This is a genomic window from Actinoplanes sp. NPDC049599, assembly GCF_044465625.1.
Classification (GTDB): domain Bacteria; phylum Actinomycetota; class Actinomycetes; order Mycobacteriales; family Micromonosporaceae; genus Actinoplanes.
Window position 1 is genome coordinate 424,016 of the sequence record NZ_JBITLX010000003.1, and the last position, 16,646, is coordinate 440,661.

Consider the following 16,646-nt stretch of genomic DNA (forward strand, 5'->3'; position numbering starts at 1 on the left):
CGCCCGGCCGGAAACGCCCGGGTCGGATCGAGGGACGTCAGGTCCAGGTGAGGATCTTCTTGCGCCAGGCGTACACGATGCCGAGCGCCAGAACTGCCACGAAAACGCCCATCTCGACCACGGTCACCAGGCCGAAGCCCGGCCGGTCGAAAACGACCGCCCACGGGAAAAGAAAGACCGCCTCAACGGCGAAAAGCACATAGAGGTACGCGTACACGTAATAACGGATCTGGGCTTGTGCCCAGTCGCCGCCGACCGGGTCGACGCCGCTCTCGTAGGTCAGCCGCTTGCCCGCCGGCTCGGCCGGGCTGGCGGGCCTGAGCAGCTTGTTCGCGCCGAACGCGCCGACGAACACGAGCACCCCGGCGGCGATGACCAGCCCCAGCGTGGCGTACGAACCCAGATAGCCCTGCACGGTCAGCAGCCTAGCGAACCGAAGGGTGGACTCGGTTGGCTCAGGCAAGCCTTGCCTGGCTACTGTGGTCAACGGTCTGAGATCGGACACGCCCCCGTACCGGCGACGGTAAGGAGCGCCGACGTAGGCTGGAAGTGACTATAACGGGCCGGCTCATCGACGTGCGTACCCGCCGGTCGGCTCCCTCAGGAGGTTGGAACGTGGCCGCTCCCGCGAAGCGTGTCGAGCAGCTCGATCGCGTTGTCATCCGATTCGCCGGCGACTCCGGCGACGGTATGCAGCTCACCGGCGACCGGTTCACGTCGGAGACCGCGCAGCTGGGCAACGACATCTCGACATTGCCGAACTTCCCGGCGGAGATCCGCGCACCGGCGGGGACCCTGCCCGGGGTCTCCAGCTTCCAGGTGCATTTCGCCGACTACGACATCCTCACGCCCGGCGACTCGCCGAACGTGCTGGTGGCGATGAACCCGGCAGCACTGAAGGCGAACGTCGGCGACCTGCCCCACGGCGCGGACATCATCGTCAACACCGACGAGTTCACCAAGCGCAACCTGGCCAAGGTCGGGTATGCGGTGAGCCCGCTGGAGGACGGCTCGCTGGCCGGCTTCGCCCTGCACCCGGTGGCGCTGACCTCGATGACCATCGGCGCGCTGGCCGAGCTCGGCGTCGCGAAGAAGGACGCCGAGCGCGCCAAGAACATGTTCGCCCTGGGCCTGCTGAGCTGGATGTACTCCCGCCCGTTCGAGTCGACCCTGCGGTTCCTGGAACGCAAGTTCGCCAAGCGCCCGGATCTGGTCGCGGCGAACAAGGCGGCCTTCCAGGCGGGCTGGAACTTCGGCGAGACGACCGAGGACTTCTCGGTGCGCTACGAGGTCAAGCCGGCCAAGATGCTGCCGGGCACATACCGCAACATCACCGGCAACGCCGCGCTCGCGCTGGGCCTGGTGGCCGCGGGCGTGCGCGCCAAGCTGCCGGTCTTCCTCGGCGCGTACCCGATCACCCCGGCGTCGGACATCCTGCACGAGCTGAGCAAGCACAAGCGGTTCGGCATCACCACGATGCAGGCCGAGGACGAGATCGCCGCGATCGGCGCCGCGCTGGGCGCCTCGTACGGCGGCGCGCTCGGCGTCACCACGACCTCGGGTCCCGGCGTGGCACTCAAGGGCGAGACCATCTCCCTGGCCATCGCGCTGGAGCTGCCGCTGGTCATCGTCGACGTGCAGCGGGCCGGCCCGTCCACGGGCATGCCCACCAAGACCGAGCAGGCCGACCTCAACATGGCCCTGTACGGCCGGCACGGCGAGGCGCCGCTGGTGGTGATCGCCCCGAAGTCGCCGTCGGACTGCTTCCACGCGGCGATCGAGGCGGCCCGGATCGCGCTGAAGTACCGCACCCCGGTGATCCTGCTCTCGGACAACTACGTGGCGAACGGCTCCGAGCCGTGGCTGCTGCCCGAGGTCAACGACCTGCCGGACATCTCGGTGGCGTACACCACCGAGCCGAACGGCGAGGACGGGCGCTTCCTGCCGTACCTGAGGGATCCGGAGACCATGGCCCGGCCGTGGGCGATCCCCGGCACGCCGGGCCTGGAGCACCGGATCGGCGGCCTGGAGAAGGCCGACAAGACCGGTGACATCTCCTACGACCCGGCGAACCACGAGTTCATGGTCCGCACCCGGGCGGAGCGCATCGAGGCGATCCCGGTGCCGGACGTCGAGATCGAGGACCCCGACGAGAACGCCCGCGTGCTGGTGCTCGGCTGGGGCTCCACGTACGGCCCGATCGGCGCCGCCTGCCGGGCGCTGCGCCAGCGCGGGCTGCCGATCGCCCAGGCGCACCTGCGGCATCTCTCGCCGCTGCCGGCGAACCTCGGCGAGGTGCTCAAGTCGTACGACAAGGTGATCATCCCGGAGATGAACCTGGGCCAGCTAGCCCACGTCATCCGGGCCCGGTACCTGATCGACGCGGTTCCCTTCAACCAGATCAGCGGCCTGCCCTTCACGGCCGCGACGCTGGAGAACATGCTCGAGGACGTGGTCAAGAATGGCTAGCCCCACCATCCCGCTGACGCCGGTGAAGCTGACGGCCAAGGACTTCAAGTCTGACCAGGAGGTCCGCTGGTGCCCGGGCTGCGGTGACTACGCGATCCTGGCGGCGGTCCAGCAGTTCATGCCGGAACTCGGCATCGCCCGGGAGAACACCGTCTTCGTATCGGGCATCGGCTGCTCGTCGCGCTTCCCGTACTACATGAACACGTACGGGATGCACTCGATCCACGGCCGCGCACCGGCCATCGCGACGGGCCTGTCGGCGTCCCGCCCGGACCTGTCGGTCTGGGTCGTCACCGGCGACGGCGACGCGCTGTCGATCGGCGGCAACCACCTGATCCACGCGCTGCGCCGCAACGTCAACCTGAAGATCCTGCTGTTCAACAACCGGATCTACGGCCTGACCAAGGGCCAGTACTCACCCACCTCAGAGCTCGGCAAAATCACCAAGTCGACCCCGGCGGGCTCGGCGGACTCGCCGTTCAACCCGCTGTCGCTGGCCCTGGGCGCGGAGGCGACCTTCGTGGCCCGCACGATCGACTCGGATCGCAAGCACCTGCAGTCGGTGCTGCGGGCGGCGGCCCAGCACGAGGGCTCGGCGTTCGTGGAGATCTACCAGAACTGCAACATCTTCAACGACGGCGCGTTCGAGGTGCTCAAGGACGCGAACACCCGCGACGACCATTTGATCCGCTTGGAACAGGGCGAGCCGATCACGTTCGGGGCGGACAAGCAGTTCTCGGTGGTCCACCCGGCGGGCGCGTTCGGCCTGTCGGTGCGCTCATCGGCCGAGCTGGGCGGCGAAACGCCGGTGGTGCACGACGCGACGGTGGACGATCCTGCGTACGCGTTCGCTCTTAGCCGGCTGTCGGGCTCGGATCTGGGCACCACCCCGATCGGCGTTTTCCGCAACGTGACCCGGCCTTCTTATGACGAGCTGATCTCCAAGCAGTTGGAAGACGCTAAGGCTCAGGTCACGGGTACGCCGAACCAGATGCTCAACGAGCTTCTCAACGCTGGCGATACCTGGACAATCCTCTAGCTCTTACCCCCGGGGCCGATCCTTCTTCTGTGCCGCCCCGGCCGAGAGGCTTTCACCCACGCTTGCGGTTTCGGGGTTTGGTGGTTGCGCTGGGACGGCGGGGGCCGGGGGGGGGGGCCCCCCCCCGGGGGGGGGGGGGGGGTTGTGGGGGGGGGGGGGCCCCCCCCGGCCCCCACCTTGCATTCTCGCCCGCTGCGGCTGAGGGATGGGTCGCCGGCCCTCTGACTGCAACTCCAGGTGTGCGGTCACCTTCTGGTGCGGGGTCTGGCTTCCGCGCTGTGGTCGCTCCGGGCGGGTCTGTCGGGCAGGCCAGGCTTCGGTGGTGGTCAAGCGAACATTCCGCGCCGGTTGCGCTCAGCAGGCTGCGGCTGGGTGGTGGGTCACTCCTGGGCTGCGGCTCAGGGCTGCGGCTGCGGGCCGGGTGGTGGGTTGGTCCTGGCAGGGTGGCGTCGTCGGACCTTGGTTCCGGATGCTCTCCAGCGGGCAGGGGCCGGGTTGGCGGGTGCGGGCGTGGAAGCGGTGTCGCTCAGCTCAGGTTGGCCTCGGCTGTGCGGTTGCCGCGGTTGTGATGGGTGCGCGGCGGCAGGTGCCTGACCACAACGGGCTTGGGGGCGGGGATGACCCGCGCAGGGACCAAGCCTGATCGCCCGGAGTGGGTTATCCCCGCCCCCAAGCCCACCATGCAACCAGCAGGCAGCGGATAGAACATGCAATCAGCCGCAGCCGGACGGAGAGCCATGCAACCAGCCTGCGTTCGGCGGGAGCGACGGTCAGCGCCATGCAACCAGGCACGACATTGTGACCTTGACCTTGATTTGCTGGCCGGGGGTTATACCGCTACTTCGATGCCGCTGTTTTCTTCGTCGCGGATGTAGATCAGCATGTCGCCGGTGTCGATGGTGATGGATTGCTGGCCGCCCAGTGGCATCACCTTGCCGCGGCGGATCAGGGCTACCACCAGTGTTTGGAGTTCGCGGGGGTTGCGGCCTACCTCGTTGCGTTCCGCCGAGCGCATCGCCAGGGCCATGCCCTGGCCCGGGGTCAGCAGGTCTTCGACCACGTCGATCAGCGGTGGGGTTGTCGTGGTCAGGCCGAGCAGGCGGCCCGCGGTCGACGACGACACGATGACGTGGTGTGCTCCGCTCTGCTTGAGCAGTGCTGCGTTCTCCTGTTCGCGGACCGCTGCGATGATCCGGACCTGGCCTGCCGTCAGCTGGCGCACGGTGAGGGTGATCAGCACCGATGCCTCGTCGCTGTCGGTGGCGATGATGACCGACTTGGCGTTCTTCACGTCCGCTTCGAGGAGCACCGCCGAGCGGGTCGCGTTGCCCTCGATGGCGACCAGGCCGGCGGTTGCGGCCTGGCGCAGGGCCTCGTCGCGGCTTTCCACGATGACGATGCGGGACCTGTCGTAGCCCGTCTCCAGGAGCGCGCTGACCGCGGCACGGCCCTTGGTGCCGTAGCCGCAGACGATGATGTGGTCCTTCAACTTTCGCCTCCACCGGGTGACCCTGATGTTCTTCCGGTACTGCTCCGTGAGCACCTCGAGGGTCGTGCCGACCAGGATGATCAGGAAGAGCACGCGGGCCGGCGTGATGAACACGATGTTCACCAGCCGCGCGTCGGACGTCACCGGGGTGATGTCGCCGTAGCCGGTGGTGGAGAGCGACACCACCGCGTAGTAGAAGCAGTCGAGGACGGTGAGCCCGTCCTCGTTGACGTCGCGGTAGCCGTCCCGGTCGAGGTAGATCACCAACACCGTGAGCAGCACGAGGACGATCGCCGCCACGAGCCGCACCGCGAGCGCTCGCAGTGGTCCCTGTCGGACCAGAGGTAATCGGATCACTGAACGGCCGCCTGCACGTTCACACCATAGCGGCCGGGGCCCACACCGTATTTCAGGACAGCACACGACAGGCCCGCCACGGAATACCCACCGGTAAGTTGAGGCAACGTTAAGGAAATCTCCATTGATCGTCTTGTATTTCGAAACCCGTCGATCAAACACTGGCGGCCTACCGCTGGAGGTTTCGATGAACCGGACCGTCCGCCGTTCCCTCGTCGTCCTGATCTCAGCCCTGGCCCTGCTGGCTCCCTCCGTCGCCGCCTCGGCCGCCGCGGACAGCAAGGCCGCCGTCCTGTCCAACTGGACCCAGACAACCGCGGCCAGCACCGCGGCCTGGAACGAAGCCCGCCTCGACCGCGCGCCGTGGGCGAGCTACGGCTTCGACTGGACCACCGACTACTGCTCGTCCAGCCCGGACAACCCGCTCGGCTTCAACTTCACCAACGCGTGCTGGCACCACGACTTCGGCTACCGCAACTACAAGGACCTCGGCACCTTCTCGGCCAACAAAGCGCGGGTGGACAACGTCTTCTACGCCGACCTCAAGCGCAAGTGCGCCACCTACCACGCGGCGGTCCGGCCGGCCTGCCTCAGCCTGGCCTGGACGTACTACCAGGCGGTGAGCATCTTCGGCTCGCTCGAAGCGGTGAACCCGTCCGACATCGACCGGGCCGAGAGCCTGATCGAGTAGCACCCGCGAGCCCGGCCCGGTCCGTTCCCCGGGCCGGGCCGCTCTGTGTGCCGGGCCGCTCCCCTGGCCGTTCCCCGGGCCGGGCCGGATCGCAGGCCGGGCCGGATCGCAGGCCGGGCTCGGTCAGCCCAGGGTCTGGGCGAAGCGGGCCGAGCCGTGTTCGAGGTCCGGGTGTTCGACGGCCAGCGCCATCGCCACCGCCCGGCTGAAGCCGATCTCCGCCCCGTCGGCGTAGGCCGCGTCGAAGGCCGTGTCGCCTAGCGTCCGCCGCAGGGCGGCCTGCTGGCCGGACCAGAACGCCCCGAACTGGGTCGCCCGCCGCGCACCGCGCACCGACTCCGCTCCCCCGAAGAGGACGGTCGCGGTGCCGGGGTCGCCGCCGACGGCACATCGGACGGCGATGGCCGCGACGGCGTCCGCGGCCGCGCCCCGGAAGCCGTGCCGCAGCCGCGACCGCAGGGCAACCACCAGGTGGTCGTGCGCGGCGACCAGGTCACGGCGGCGCAACGCCACCATCCCGAGCAACCAGTCCACGGTACGGCTGCCCCGGTCCTCCGGCCGGCCCGCCTCGAACTGTCGCGCCCCGCCGAGCAGTTCCGCCGCCTCGTCCAGCGCGTCGCGCCGCCAGAGCAGCTCGGCCAGGGTCACCACCGCCGGCAAAGCCGCACCCTGCACCCCGGCACGTTCGGCACGGGCGATGACCTCGCGGCACACCCGTTCCGCCTCGGCGGTGCGGCCGGCCTCCATCAGCGAGAGACGCTGGCCGGCCAGCGCCTGGACCAGCAACGCCGGGTGGCCGATCCGGCGGGCGATGTCCTCCGCCCGGTCCAGGAAGCGGGTCCGCTCCTCCCGGTCCTCGGCCAGGCCCGCGTGGACCAGGTACGCGGACGCCAGCGCGGCCGGGTCGAGGCGCTCGGCCGGCTCGTCGTCCAGCCGGCCGTACAGCCGGTAGAGCAGGTCACGGCCCTCCCGGGCGCCGCCGTGCTCCCGCCACCAGGGGTCCAGCGCGGTGGCGAGCCGCAGGCCGGCCCGGACGTCGCCGCCGCCCGCCGACCAGCGCAGCGCCGCCTGCCACTCCTGCACGTACGGGGCCAGCTCGGTGAGGGAGACGGTGCGGGGCTGGCCGTCGGTGTCGACCACCACGCCGGCCAGCGTGTGCAACGACCAGGCGACGTGCCGGTCCCGGGCGGCGAGTTCCTCCCCGGTCGCGGCGAGGCGGCGGGTCGCGTACGCCCGGACCTGCTCGGACATCCGGTACCGCGGCCCGGCGACGACCTCGACCAGCGACCGGTCGGCCAGCTCCGACAGGGCGCCGAAGGCGTCCTCGCCGGACCATTCGACGGTGCCGAGTTCCACCGGGCCGGCGAAGACGGCGAGCCGGCGCAGCAGCTCGGCGGCGCCCTCGCTGAGGCCGCGGTAGGACCAGTCGAGGTTGCGGGTCAGGCTGCCGTGCCGGCCCGGCTCGTCGCGACCGGCGTCGAGCGCGGCGATCGGATCGTCGAGCCGGGTGACCAGCTGCGCCGCGGTGAGCAGCCGCAGCCGGTCCGCCGCCAGCTCGATGGCCAACGGCGCGCCGTCCAGTTTCGACACGATCCGGGCCAGGTCGGCAGCCTCGCCGGCCGGACCGGGCCGCCCGCCGCGGGCCGCGGCGGCCCGGGCGGTGAGCAGGGCAAAACCATCGTCGGGGGCCAGCTGCGGGATCCGCCAGACCAGCTCACCGGGTACGCCCAGCGAGGCCCGCGAGGTGGCGAGGACGTCCAGCCTGCGGCAGCTGGCGAGCAGCCGGCGGACCAACTGCCGGGCGGCGTGGTGCCGGCCCTCACAGGTGTCCAGGATGAGCAGGGTACGGCTGCCGGCGCACCGCTCGATCAGGGAGTCGACGAGCGGACGGGCAGGCTCCGGGCGTACCCCGATCGCGGCCGCCAGCGCCTCGGCGGGCTGCGCCTCGGCGAGGTCGACCAGCCAGACCCCGTCCGGGTACGCGGCCCGCACCTCCTCGGCGACGGCGATGGCCAGCCGGGTCTTCCCGGCGCCACCCGCACCGGCGATGGTCACCAGGCGATGCGTCCCGATCAGATCCTTGACCTCGGCGACCTCCTGCCGCCGGCCGATGAACGGCGTGACGGCGGCCGGCAGGTTGTCGACCGGCGCGCCCGGGGTGCGCGGCCGCGGGAAGGCGCGCTCGAGCCCGGGCGCGACGACCTGGAAGAGCCGCTCGGCGTCGTCGAAGCCGCGCAGCCGGAACGGGCCGAGGTCGAGCAGATCAACCGTGCTGAGGAGCGCCGGCCGCTGACCGCGCGGCCCGTCGGAACTCGGCCGGGCGCCACCCACGCCGGCACCGAGCAGGGCGAGATCGTCCTGACGGGAGGTCAGCTCGGGCGACCAGGTCGTGACGGCGAGCGCGGTCGCCTCGGAACAGAGCACCTGACCACCGTGCGCGGCGGCGGCCACCCGGGCGGCGCGGTGCACCACGGCACTGGTGTATTCCCCGGCGACCGGCGTGGCCCAGCCGGTGTGCAGCCCCATCCGGACCCGGGGCGCAAGGTCGGCGTCGGGCCACGGGTACGCGGTGAGCGCACGCTGTGCTGCCACACAGGCCGACACGGCGGACGCGGCATCCCGGAAGGCCACGAAGAAGGAGTCACCCTCAGTGAAAAGCTCGGCCCCGGCGTAATTACTCAGCGCTGCGCGCACGACGCCACGATGAGCGTTGAGCACGCGCCCATAACTATCGCCGAGCATCCGAGCGAGGCGGGTGGAACCCTCGATGTCCGTGAACATGAAGGTCACAAGCCCACTCGGCAGCTCGGTCCGTCCCGACACGGTGAGAACCTCCGCCCCCTCAGGAAGTCGCGCTTCATGCTGCCGCACCGCAATCACATGGCACATCGTAGAAACGGTCGGTAACCGTCCTCCCGCCACGGCCGACCCCGGAAGGGCGACCCACGGACGGGTCATCGACGGTTACGCACGGCACTACGCGTGACGTAACGACGAGGTTCACGTTGTGGTTGCGCTGCACTCGGTCAATTCCATCGACCCGTTCGGACGGCCCCGCACGGGTCACTCTTGTGCGACTCCGACTGGTCACCTGGTGGCCACCACAGAGTCACGCCGATACGCCGGAAACGGCCGACAGAACAAGAGAGCGGGGGAGGGTAGGTGGTGATACCTCTGGGTCACATCAAACTGCGGCGGATTTGGATGGGTCGCGGGAGGTGGGCGGGCTGCGGGACCGGGAGAGACGCGCAAGCCGGGAGAGACGCGCAAGTTGGTCGACCCCGGCCAGCCGAGCGAGCCCCGCCGTCGACCAAATGCCGCGCCGCAGAGCCGGGCGGACCGCCGAGCCCGGCCAACCGTCACGCCGCCACCACCGCAAGCAAGCCGGGCCAACCCGCCGAGCCGGGCGAACCGGGCGAACCGGGCGAGGCGTCGGGAGGGTAGGGCGGCATGGCGGATGACACATCGGCTGGCATCGGGCTCGACCAAGAGCGTGGCGGTGGCGGGCGCCAGCTGATCGCCGGACCGGCCCCGGCTGGGGTCGCAGTCCCGCCCCGGCTGGGGTCGCGGGCCCGCGCCGGCTGGGGTCGCGGTCCAGCGCCGGCTGGGGTCGCCCGGCCCGCGCCGGCTGGGTCGCCTGGCCGGCGCCGGCTGGGATCGCGGTCCAGCCCGGCTGGGTCGCCCGGCCCGCGCCGGCTGGGGTCGCGGTCCGGCGGCGGCTGGGTCGGCCAGCCGGCAGCGGCTGGGTCGCCCGGCCGGCGGCGGCCGTCAGCGGGATCCGGCGCGGACAGCGGGTCGGGTCGGTGGCGTTCGCCGGTCAGCAGCCGCAGGAACCGCCGCAACAGCCGCCGCCGGATGACGGTGACGGTGTCGCGCCGCCGCGGCCGGTGACCGCGACCGTGGACAGGAGTTTGACCGTGTCGGCGTGGCCCTGGGGGCACGCCGCGGGTGCGGAGGAGTCGGCCATCGGCCGGTTGAGCTCGAAGGTGTCGCCACAGGCGCGGCACCGGTAGTCATAGCGCGGCATCTTCACAGCGTATGGCTCGGCTGTGACAGTTCGGCGCCCCGGGTTGCCCGAGACACGCGGACATATCGGGCTCGGTCCATGGGCCTCGGCGGTCGCTGTCGCCCGGTAGTGTCGTTCGGGTGGCGGACGGGCAGGACACATCCCCGAAGCGGCGCGGGCAGCGGCTCCCTGCGCCGCATCTCGACGGACCCCTCGGCAGCTCGGGTGCGGCGCCCGAGGAGGCGCGGTCGGCGGGGAATGCGCCGGTCGGCAGCCAACCGGTGGCGGCTGACGCTCAGGGTGTGTCGGCTTTCGAAGTTCCGGCACCAGCGGTCGCATCCGACAAGTCGGATTCGAGCGGGACGAACGCTGCTGCCGAATCCCCCACGGGAAAGGTCGGCGCGGACAAGCCCGGCGAGGTAGAGACGGAGCCCAAGGTCGCCGAGGGCGACACAAAGCCACAGGCCGCTGTCGTGGCCGCAGGCAACGCCAAGTCGAAGACAGCAGCCACAGCTGCAGGGGCAGGCAGCACCGAGCCGCAGGCCACAGCCGGAGCCGCAGGCAGCACCGAGCCGAAGACCGCATCCGCAGGCAGCACCGAGCCGGAGAGCGCGACGGTCCCCTCCCCCGGACCAACCACCGGACCAAAGACCGAGCCCCGAGCGCAGACCGGACCGAATTCCATCAAGGCGGGAACCAAAACCGGGGCCGCACCTGGGTCCGGAGCGGCTGCGGGAGCAACAGCGGAAGGCGCAGCTGCGTCGGGCGGCGCCACAGCCAAGCCGGAAAGCGCCATATCGCCCGACAAGACGGCACCCCCCAACAAAGAGGACAGCGCCCAGCCAGCAAGCACCGCCCCCTCAGCCGCCGCCCTCGCCGCCGCTTCGCAAGGGCGGGCCACCCGGGTGCTTCGCCGGGCCAATCCCGTCCGGGTAGCCCGGAGCACCGCCCGCACCACCTCCGCCTGGGCCAAGCGCCCCAGCGGCCGCCTCATCCTCCCCGCCGTCATCGCCGCCCTTCTGCTCGGCGCCGCCGGGACGGCCGGTGTTTACCTCGTACCCCAGGCTTTGCAGGCTGTGCCGTCACCCAGCGCGACGCCCGGTTTCGGCGGGGACGCCGGGTCTCCGGCCGGGTCCGGGCCGGCGCTTCCGGCGCCCAGCGTGAGTGGCCTTCCCTCCGTGCCCGCCGTCGGTGGCACCCTGCCCGGTGTGCAGCCTCCCGTCGGGGGCGCCCGGCCCGCCGACGTGCTGACCTCCTGGGCGCAGCAGACCGGCACCAAGGCCGGCATCCCGGTGGTCGCCGTGCAGGCCTACGGCTATGCCGAGCTGGTTGTCGGCCGGACCACCCCGAGTTGTCATCTCACCTGGACCACCATCGCCGCCATCGCCAAGGTGGAGTCCTCACACGGCAGCGCCAACGGTGCGGTGCTCAATGTCGACGGGTCCGTCGCGCCGCCGATCTTCGGGTTGCCGCTGGACGGCAAGGGTGGGCGGCAGGAGATCCGGGACACCGATCAGGGTGCGCTCGACGGGGACACGCAGTTCGATCGGGCCATCGGGCCGTTGCAGTTCATCCCGCAGACGTGGACCGCGGTGTCCGTCGGCAATGGTGTTGATGCCGACAACAGCGGGGTTTCCGACCCGAACGACATCGATGACGCCTCGCTCGCCGCGGCCAGGTACCTGTGCCAGGGCGGGCGTGATCTGGCCAAGCCGGATGCCTGGTGGGACGCCATTCTGTCGTACAACGCGATCCGTCCTTATGCGCAGAAGGTGTTCGAGGCGGCCAACGATTACGGGCAGCGCAGCCGGGTCTGACCGACGACCCACAGTGACGGGTCGCGTACATTTGTCCACCCGGCACTTCCCTGAAGGTCCATATACCGGCAAGCTGTACGGGTGAGGGTGCGTGAGTGGGATCCCCGAACCGCGTCGGCGGGGGAGATCCGGTCGCTCGTGGAGACGTACAACGCCGTGCTGGCCACCGATCTCCCGGACGATCCACCGTGGCAGGACATCCAGGTCGTCGACTATCTGGCGCAGACCATGCCGGGCGAGCGCCGGATCAGCTGGGTGGCCGAGGACGACCGGCTCGCCGAGGGTGAGAGCACCATCTACGGCCACGTCAGCGTGCTGCTGCTCGGCGACATCGGCGTGCTCGAGGTCATGGTCCACCCCCGCCTGCGCCGCCGCGGCCTCGGTCAGCAGCTGGTCTCGGTCGCCGCGCGCCGGGCCTATCTTGAGGGTTTCTCCTCCATCGGGGTCGAGGCGATCGGGGACACGCCGGCCATCGCGTTCCTCACCTCGCTCGGCTTCGAGCAGGAGTATGTGGAGACTCGCAGCGTGCTGAGCCTGTCCAGCGTGGACTGGAACTCGCTCAACGCGATGGCGAACGGCATCAGCACCGGCTACCGGGTCGAGTTCCACCCCGGTGGGCCGCCCGCCGCGCTGCTGGAGGCGTACGCGCAGGCCAAGCTGGAGGGGCAGGACGGCGACGACAGCGACCTCGACCTGCGGCCCAGCTCGTCCGACCCGCAGCGGTTGCGGGACAGCCTCGACACCCTGCACCGCCGGGGGCTGAAGCCGTACATCGTGCTGGCCATCCACGAGGCCACCGGGGTGGTCGCCGGGCTGACCGAGGTGGTCGTGCCGGTGCAGCACCCGGAACGCGCCGACCAGTACGACACCATCGTGGTCCGGGAGCACCGGGGCTACGGCATCGACCGGGCGATCAAGGCCCGGATGCTGTTCGAGCTGCGTGGCGCCGAGCCCGGCCTGCGCGAGGTGCAGACCTGGAACGCGCAGCACAACGAGTCGATGCTGAAGGTCAACGCCGAGCTCGGCTTCCAGTCCGACCGGGACTGGTACGAGTACGGCGCGGACGTGGCCCAGCTGGTGCAGAGACTCGAGCCCACCGACTGAGCTGTGGAGGCTCCGTGCGCTACCACCGCGTCCTGGCCCTGTTCACTGCCCCGCTGCTGGCGGCCGTCCTGGTGCCCGGCGTCGCCCGGGCCGCCGACGAACCGCTGACCGTGGGCGCCGTCCAGGGCCCGACCACCGACACGGAGAACCCGCGCACCGACCGGTCGCCGCTCGCGAACCCGTCCGGCAACGGCACCAGCAGCACCCTGTACGACGTCCGCGGAGTGGTCACCCAGCGCACCTTGGCCCGCACCGCCGCGGGCGCCGCCCAGCACGGCTTCTTCCTGCAGAGCCGCACCGGCGCCGACGACGGCGACCCGGCCAGCTCCGACGGCATCTTCGTGTTCATGGGCGGCTTCACCTCGCTGATCGGCGGCTACGAGCCGGCCGTCGGCGACGAGATCGTGGTGCGGGCCCGGGTGTCGGAGTTCTTCTCGATGACCCAGCTCTCCGGCGCCTCGCTGGTCACCAAGCTGGCCGCGGGCGTGCCGATGAGCGAGGTGCGGGTCGACGACGCGATCCCGCCGGCCCAACTGGCCGCCGCCGACCGCTTCTGGGAGCGGCACGAGGGCATGCAGCTGCGGGTCCGCGACGGCGCCGGGGTCGTCGCCGGGCGCAACGTGTTCGCCGGCACCGCCGACTCGGAGATCTGGGTGATCGACCGGGACGACCCGCTGCTGGACCGCGCCGACCCGTACGCCCGGCGGGTGTTCCGCGACGCGCACCCGCTGGACAACCTGCCCGGCACGGTCGACGACGGCAACGGCAACCGGGTGCTGCTCGGCACCCTGGGCGTGAAGGCGACCGCGAACGACAGCGCCGCGCTGCTGCCGCCGGCCAAGACCTTCGACGTGCTCACCGGCGACGTGCTCGGCGGCCTCTACTACTCCTTCAACAAGTACGGCATCCAGCCGGCGAGTGCCGCCTTCACCCCCGGCGCCGACCCGTCCCGGAACAACCCGCCGCGGCCGGCGAACCGCAGCACCGAGTTCGCCGTCTCGACCTACAACGTGGAGAACCTGTACGACTTCCGCGACGACCCGTTCGACGGCTGCGACTTCACCGGCAACACCGGCTGTCCCGGGGTGAGCCCGCCGTTCGACTACGTCCCGGCCAGCGACGCGGCGTACCGGGAGAAGCTCGACGACCTGGCCGACCAGATCGTCTCGAGCATGCACTCCCCCGACGTGATCCTGGCCCAGGAGGCCGAGGACCAGGACCTCTGCACGGTCGCCGGCAACGCCCTGGCCTGCGGCGCGGTCGACAACGCCGACGGGCAGCCGGACACGCTGCAGGAGCTGGCCCTGACGATCAAGGGCAAGGGCGGTCCCGGGTACGCGGCCGCGTCCGACCGCAGCGGCGCCGACGCCCGGGGCATCACCGCGGCCTTCCTCTACCGCACCGACCGCCTCACGCTGGCCACCCCGGCCGCGACCGATCCGGTGCTCGGCTCGGACCCGCAGGTCGTCTACCGCGGCACCCCGCTGCCCGGCAACACCGACGTGTCGAACCCGAAGACGCTCAACGCCGTCCGGCCGGCCGACGTGGACACCTCGACGGGAGTGGACGGCTCGAACGTGTTCACCCGCGCGCCGCAGGTGGCCCTCTTCGACGTCAAGGCGGTGCCCGGCGCGCCCGAGCAGTTCCCGCTCTGGGTGATCAGCAACCACTACTCGTCGGGGCCGGACAGCCGCGTCGGGCAGCGCACCGAGCAGGCCGCCTACGGCGCGGCGATCACCACGGCCATCGAGCAGCACCACGAGCAGGCGCGGATCGCGTACGGCGGCGACCTGAACGTCTTCCCGCGCCCGGACGACCCGGTGCCGGCCGACCCGGGCGACCAGCTCGGCCCGCTGTACGAGGCCGGCCTGCACAGCCTCTGGGACGACCTGGTGGCGGAGGCGCCCGCGTCGGCGTACTCGTACGTCTTCGACGGCTCGGCCCAGACCCTGGACCACCTCTTCGTCAACCAGGCCCTGTACGGCGACCTGATCGAGATGCGGGCGGCGCACATCAACGCCGACTGGGCCGCCGCGGACGAGGGCAACGGGTCGAAGGGCTCCAGCGACCACGACCCGCAGATCGCCCGCTTCCACTCCCGGGCGGCGCTGTCGGTCGCGGACGCCACCGTCGTCGAGGGCAACCGCGGCACCACCCCGCTGGTGTTCCCGGTGACGTTGTCCCGGCCGCTGAGCCGGCCGTTGACGATCTGCGCCGGCACGGTGCCCGGGTCGGCGCTGGCCGGCATCGACTTCGAGCCCTACCTGGCCTGCAAGGTCGTGGCGGCGGGCGCGGCCGGCACGACCTTCACGGTGCTGGTCCGCGGCGACCGGTGGCGCGAGCCGGACGAACGGCTCACGCTGGCGATCACCGGCCTGGCGAACATCCGGCTCGCCGACCCCCGGGCGATCGGCACGATCACCAACGACGACTGAGCGGTCAGTACCGCTCGCGCAGCAGCCGGGCGGCCTCGGTGGCCCAGTAGGTCAGCATGACCTGGGCGCCGGCCCGCTTGATCGAGGTGAGGGTCTCGAGCATGACACCCTGCCGGTCGATCCAGCCCTTCTCGGCGGCCGCCTCGACCATCGCGTACTCGCCGGAGACCTGGTAGGCGGCGACCGGCACGTCGACCCGCTCCCGGACGGCGGCGATCACGTCGAGGTAGGGCAGGGCCGGCTTGACCATGACCAGGTCGGCGCCCTCGGCGACGTCCAGCTCGACCTCGCGCAGCGCCTCGCGGACGTTGGCCGGGCTCTGCTGGTAGGTGCGCCGGTCGCCCTGCAACGTCGACTCGACGGCCTCGCGGAACGGGCCGTAGAAGGCGCCCGCGTACTTCGCCGAGTAGGCCAGCACCGAGACGTCCTGGTGGCCGGCCGCGTCCAGGGCCTTGCGGATCACGCCGATCTGGCCGTCCATCATCCCGGAGGGGCCGACGACGTGCGCGCCGGCCTCGGCCTGGGCGACGCCCATCCGGCCGTAGATCTCCAGGGTGGCGTCGTTGTCCACGGTGCCGTCCGGGGCCAGCACGCCGCAGTGGCCGTGCGAGGTGAACTCGTCCAGGCAGAGGTCGCCCATGACCACGGTGGCGTCGCCGACCTCGGCGATCAGGTCGCGGATGCCGACGTTCAGGATGCCGTCGGGGTCGAGCCCGGCCGAGCCGGTCGGGTCCTTGTGGGCGTTGTCCGGCACGCCGAAGAGCATCAGACCGCCGACCCCGGCCGCGACGGCCTCGTGGGCGGCCTTTCGCAACGACTCCCGCGAGTGCTGCACCACGCCGGGCAGCGAGCTGATCGCCCGCGGCTCGGTCAGGCCCTCCTTGAGGAACAGCGGCAGGATCAGCTCGGCCGGCGCGACCCGGGTCTCCTCGACCAGCCGTCGCAGGGCCGGCGTGCGGCGCAGCCGCCGCGGACGCACGTCGGGGAACGACATGCTCACTCCCTCAGCCAGGCCGGCCGCGGTGAGCCGGCGGAACCGGGCCGGTCGAGCAACCGACCCGACCAGGCCGGCGGAAACGCCGGTCCGGCGGATACAAGGGCCGACCGCGAGGCCGGCCCGGCGGTACAGGGACCGACCGCGAGGCCGGCCCAGTGGAACAGCGACCGACCGCGAGGCCGGTCCGGCGGAACGAAAGGCCGACCGCGAGGCCGGCCCGGTGCGGCGGACGTGCGGCGGAC

Annotated in this window: 10 protein-coding genes and 1 pseudogene; 6 read left to right on the forward strand and 5 right to left on the reverse strand. The window is 71.3% G+C overall.

Going from position 1 to position 16,646, the window contains the following annotated elements:
- Window positions 1-37: 37 nt before the first annotated feature.
- On the reverse strand, window positions 38-415 hold the full coding sequence (ndhC, locus tag ACIBQZ_RS08210) for an NADH-quinone oxidoreductase subunit A (RefSeq protein ID WP_396087768.1): 378 nt from the start codon (window positions 413-415) through the stop codon (window positions 38-40).
- A gap of 200 nt (window positions 416-615) precedes the next feature.
- Between ndhC and ACIBQZ_RS08215 the strand changes: the two genes are divergently transcribed.
- Together ACIBQZ_RS08215 and ACIBQZ_RS08220 are read left to right on the forward strand one after the other, a co-directional pair.
- Window positions 616-2,469: a 2-oxoacid:acceptor oxidoreductase subunit alpha gene (locus ACIBQZ_RS08215; protein ID WP_396087769.1), complete on the forward strand. Its 1,854-nt coding sequence runs from the start codon at window positions 616-618 to the stop codon at window positions 2,467-2,469.
- Window positions 2,462-3,508, forward strand: coding sequence for a 2-oxoacid:ferredoxin oxidoreductase subunit beta (locus tag ACIBQZ_RS08220; protein ID WP_396087770.1), 1,047 nt, complete (start codon window positions 2,462-2,464; stop codon window positions 3,506-3,508). Before ACIBQZ_RS08215 ends, ACIBQZ_RS08220 begins: the two co-directional genes overlap by 8 nt.
- Window positions 3,509-4,337: 829 nt before the next feature.
- Here ACIBQZ_RS08220 and ACIBQZ_RS08225 read toward each other — a convergent pair.
- Entirely contained in the window at window positions 4,338-5,354 is a 1,017-nt protein-coding gene (locus ACIBQZ_RS08225; RefSeq protein WP_396087937.1) for a potassium channel family protein, read from the reverse strand.
- Between the two features lie 187 nt (window positions 5,355-5,541).
- Between ACIBQZ_RS08225 and ACIBQZ_RS08230 the strand changes: the two genes are divergently transcribed.
- Complete coding sequence (locus tag ACIBQZ_RS08230) at window positions 5,542-6,045, forward strand: phospholipase (RefSeq protein WP_396087771.1); 504 nt, start codon at window positions 5,542-5,544, stop codon at window positions 6,043-6,045.
- Between the two features lie 123 nt (window positions 6,046-6,168).
- On the opposite strand, the gene ACIBQZ_RS08235 is transcribed toward ACIBQZ_RS08230, so the two are convergent.
- Window positions 6,169-8,868, reverse strand: a complete 2,700-nt coding sequence (locus ACIBQZ_RS08235) for an adenylate/guanylate cyclase domain-containing protein (protein ID WP_396087772.1) — start codon at window positions 8,866-8,868, stop codon at window positions 6,169-6,171.
- 994 nt (window positions 8,869-9,862) lie between these two features.
- Window positions 9,863-10,072, reverse strand: a complete 210-nt coding sequence (locus ACIBQZ_RS08240) for a zinc ribbon domain-containing protein (protein ID WP_396087773.1) — start codon at window positions 10,070-10,072, stop codon at window positions 9,863-9,865.
- Window positions 10,073-10,191: 119 nt separating this feature from the next.
- Here ACIBQZ_RS08240 and ACIBQZ_RS08245 point away from each other — a divergent pair, with 119 nt between their 5' ends.
- From ACIBQZ_RS08245 to ACIBQZ_RS08255, 3 genes and pseudogenes are all read left to right on the forward strand, one after another.
- Window positions 10,192-11,868 (forward strand): murein transglycosylase, encoded by a 1,677-nt coding sequence (locus ACIBQZ_RS08245; RefSeq protein ID WP_396087774.1) that lies wholly within the window; start codon window positions 10,192-10,194, stop codon window positions 11,866-11,868.
- A gap of 81 nt (window positions 11,869-11,949) precedes the next feature.
- A complete protein-coding gene (locus ACIBQZ_RS08250) occupies window positions 11,950-12,972 on the forward strand; it encodes a GNAT family N-acetyltransferase (protein WP_396087775.1) in 1,023 nt (340 codons plus the stop codon).
- 92 nt (window positions 12,973-13,064) lie between these two features.
- Window positions 13,065-15,407: pseudogene (locus ACIBQZ_RS08255) on the forward strand (endonuclease); the annotation flags it as partial.
- Between the two features lie 4 nt (window positions 15,408-15,411).
- On the opposite strand, the gene hemB reads toward ACIBQZ_RS08255, so the two are convergent.
- A complete protein-coding gene (hemB, locus tag ACIBQZ_RS08260) occupies window positions 15,412-16,401 on the reverse strand; it encodes a porphobilinogen synthase (protein WP_396087776.1) in 990 nt (329 codons plus the stop codon).
- Window positions 16,402-16,646: the final 245 nt, after the last annotated feature.

Coding starts and splice junctions, on each gene's coding strand:
- ACIBQZ_RS08230 (WP_396087771.1), top strand. CDS start 5,542: ATGAACCGGACCGTCCGCCGTTCCCTCGTCGTCCTGATCTCAGCCCTG.
- ACIBQZ_RS08220 (WP_396087770.1), top strand. CDS start 2,462: ATGGCTAGCCCCACCATCCCGCTGACGCCGGTGAAGCTGACGGCCAAG.
- ACIBQZ_RS08240 (WP_396087773.1), bottom strand. CDS start 10,072: ATGCCGCGCTATGACTACCGGTGCCGCGCCTGTGGCGACACCTTCGAG.
- hemB (WP_396087776.1), bottom strand. CDS start 16,401: ATGTCGTTCCCCGACGTGCGTCCGCGGCGGCTGCGCCGCACGCCGGCC.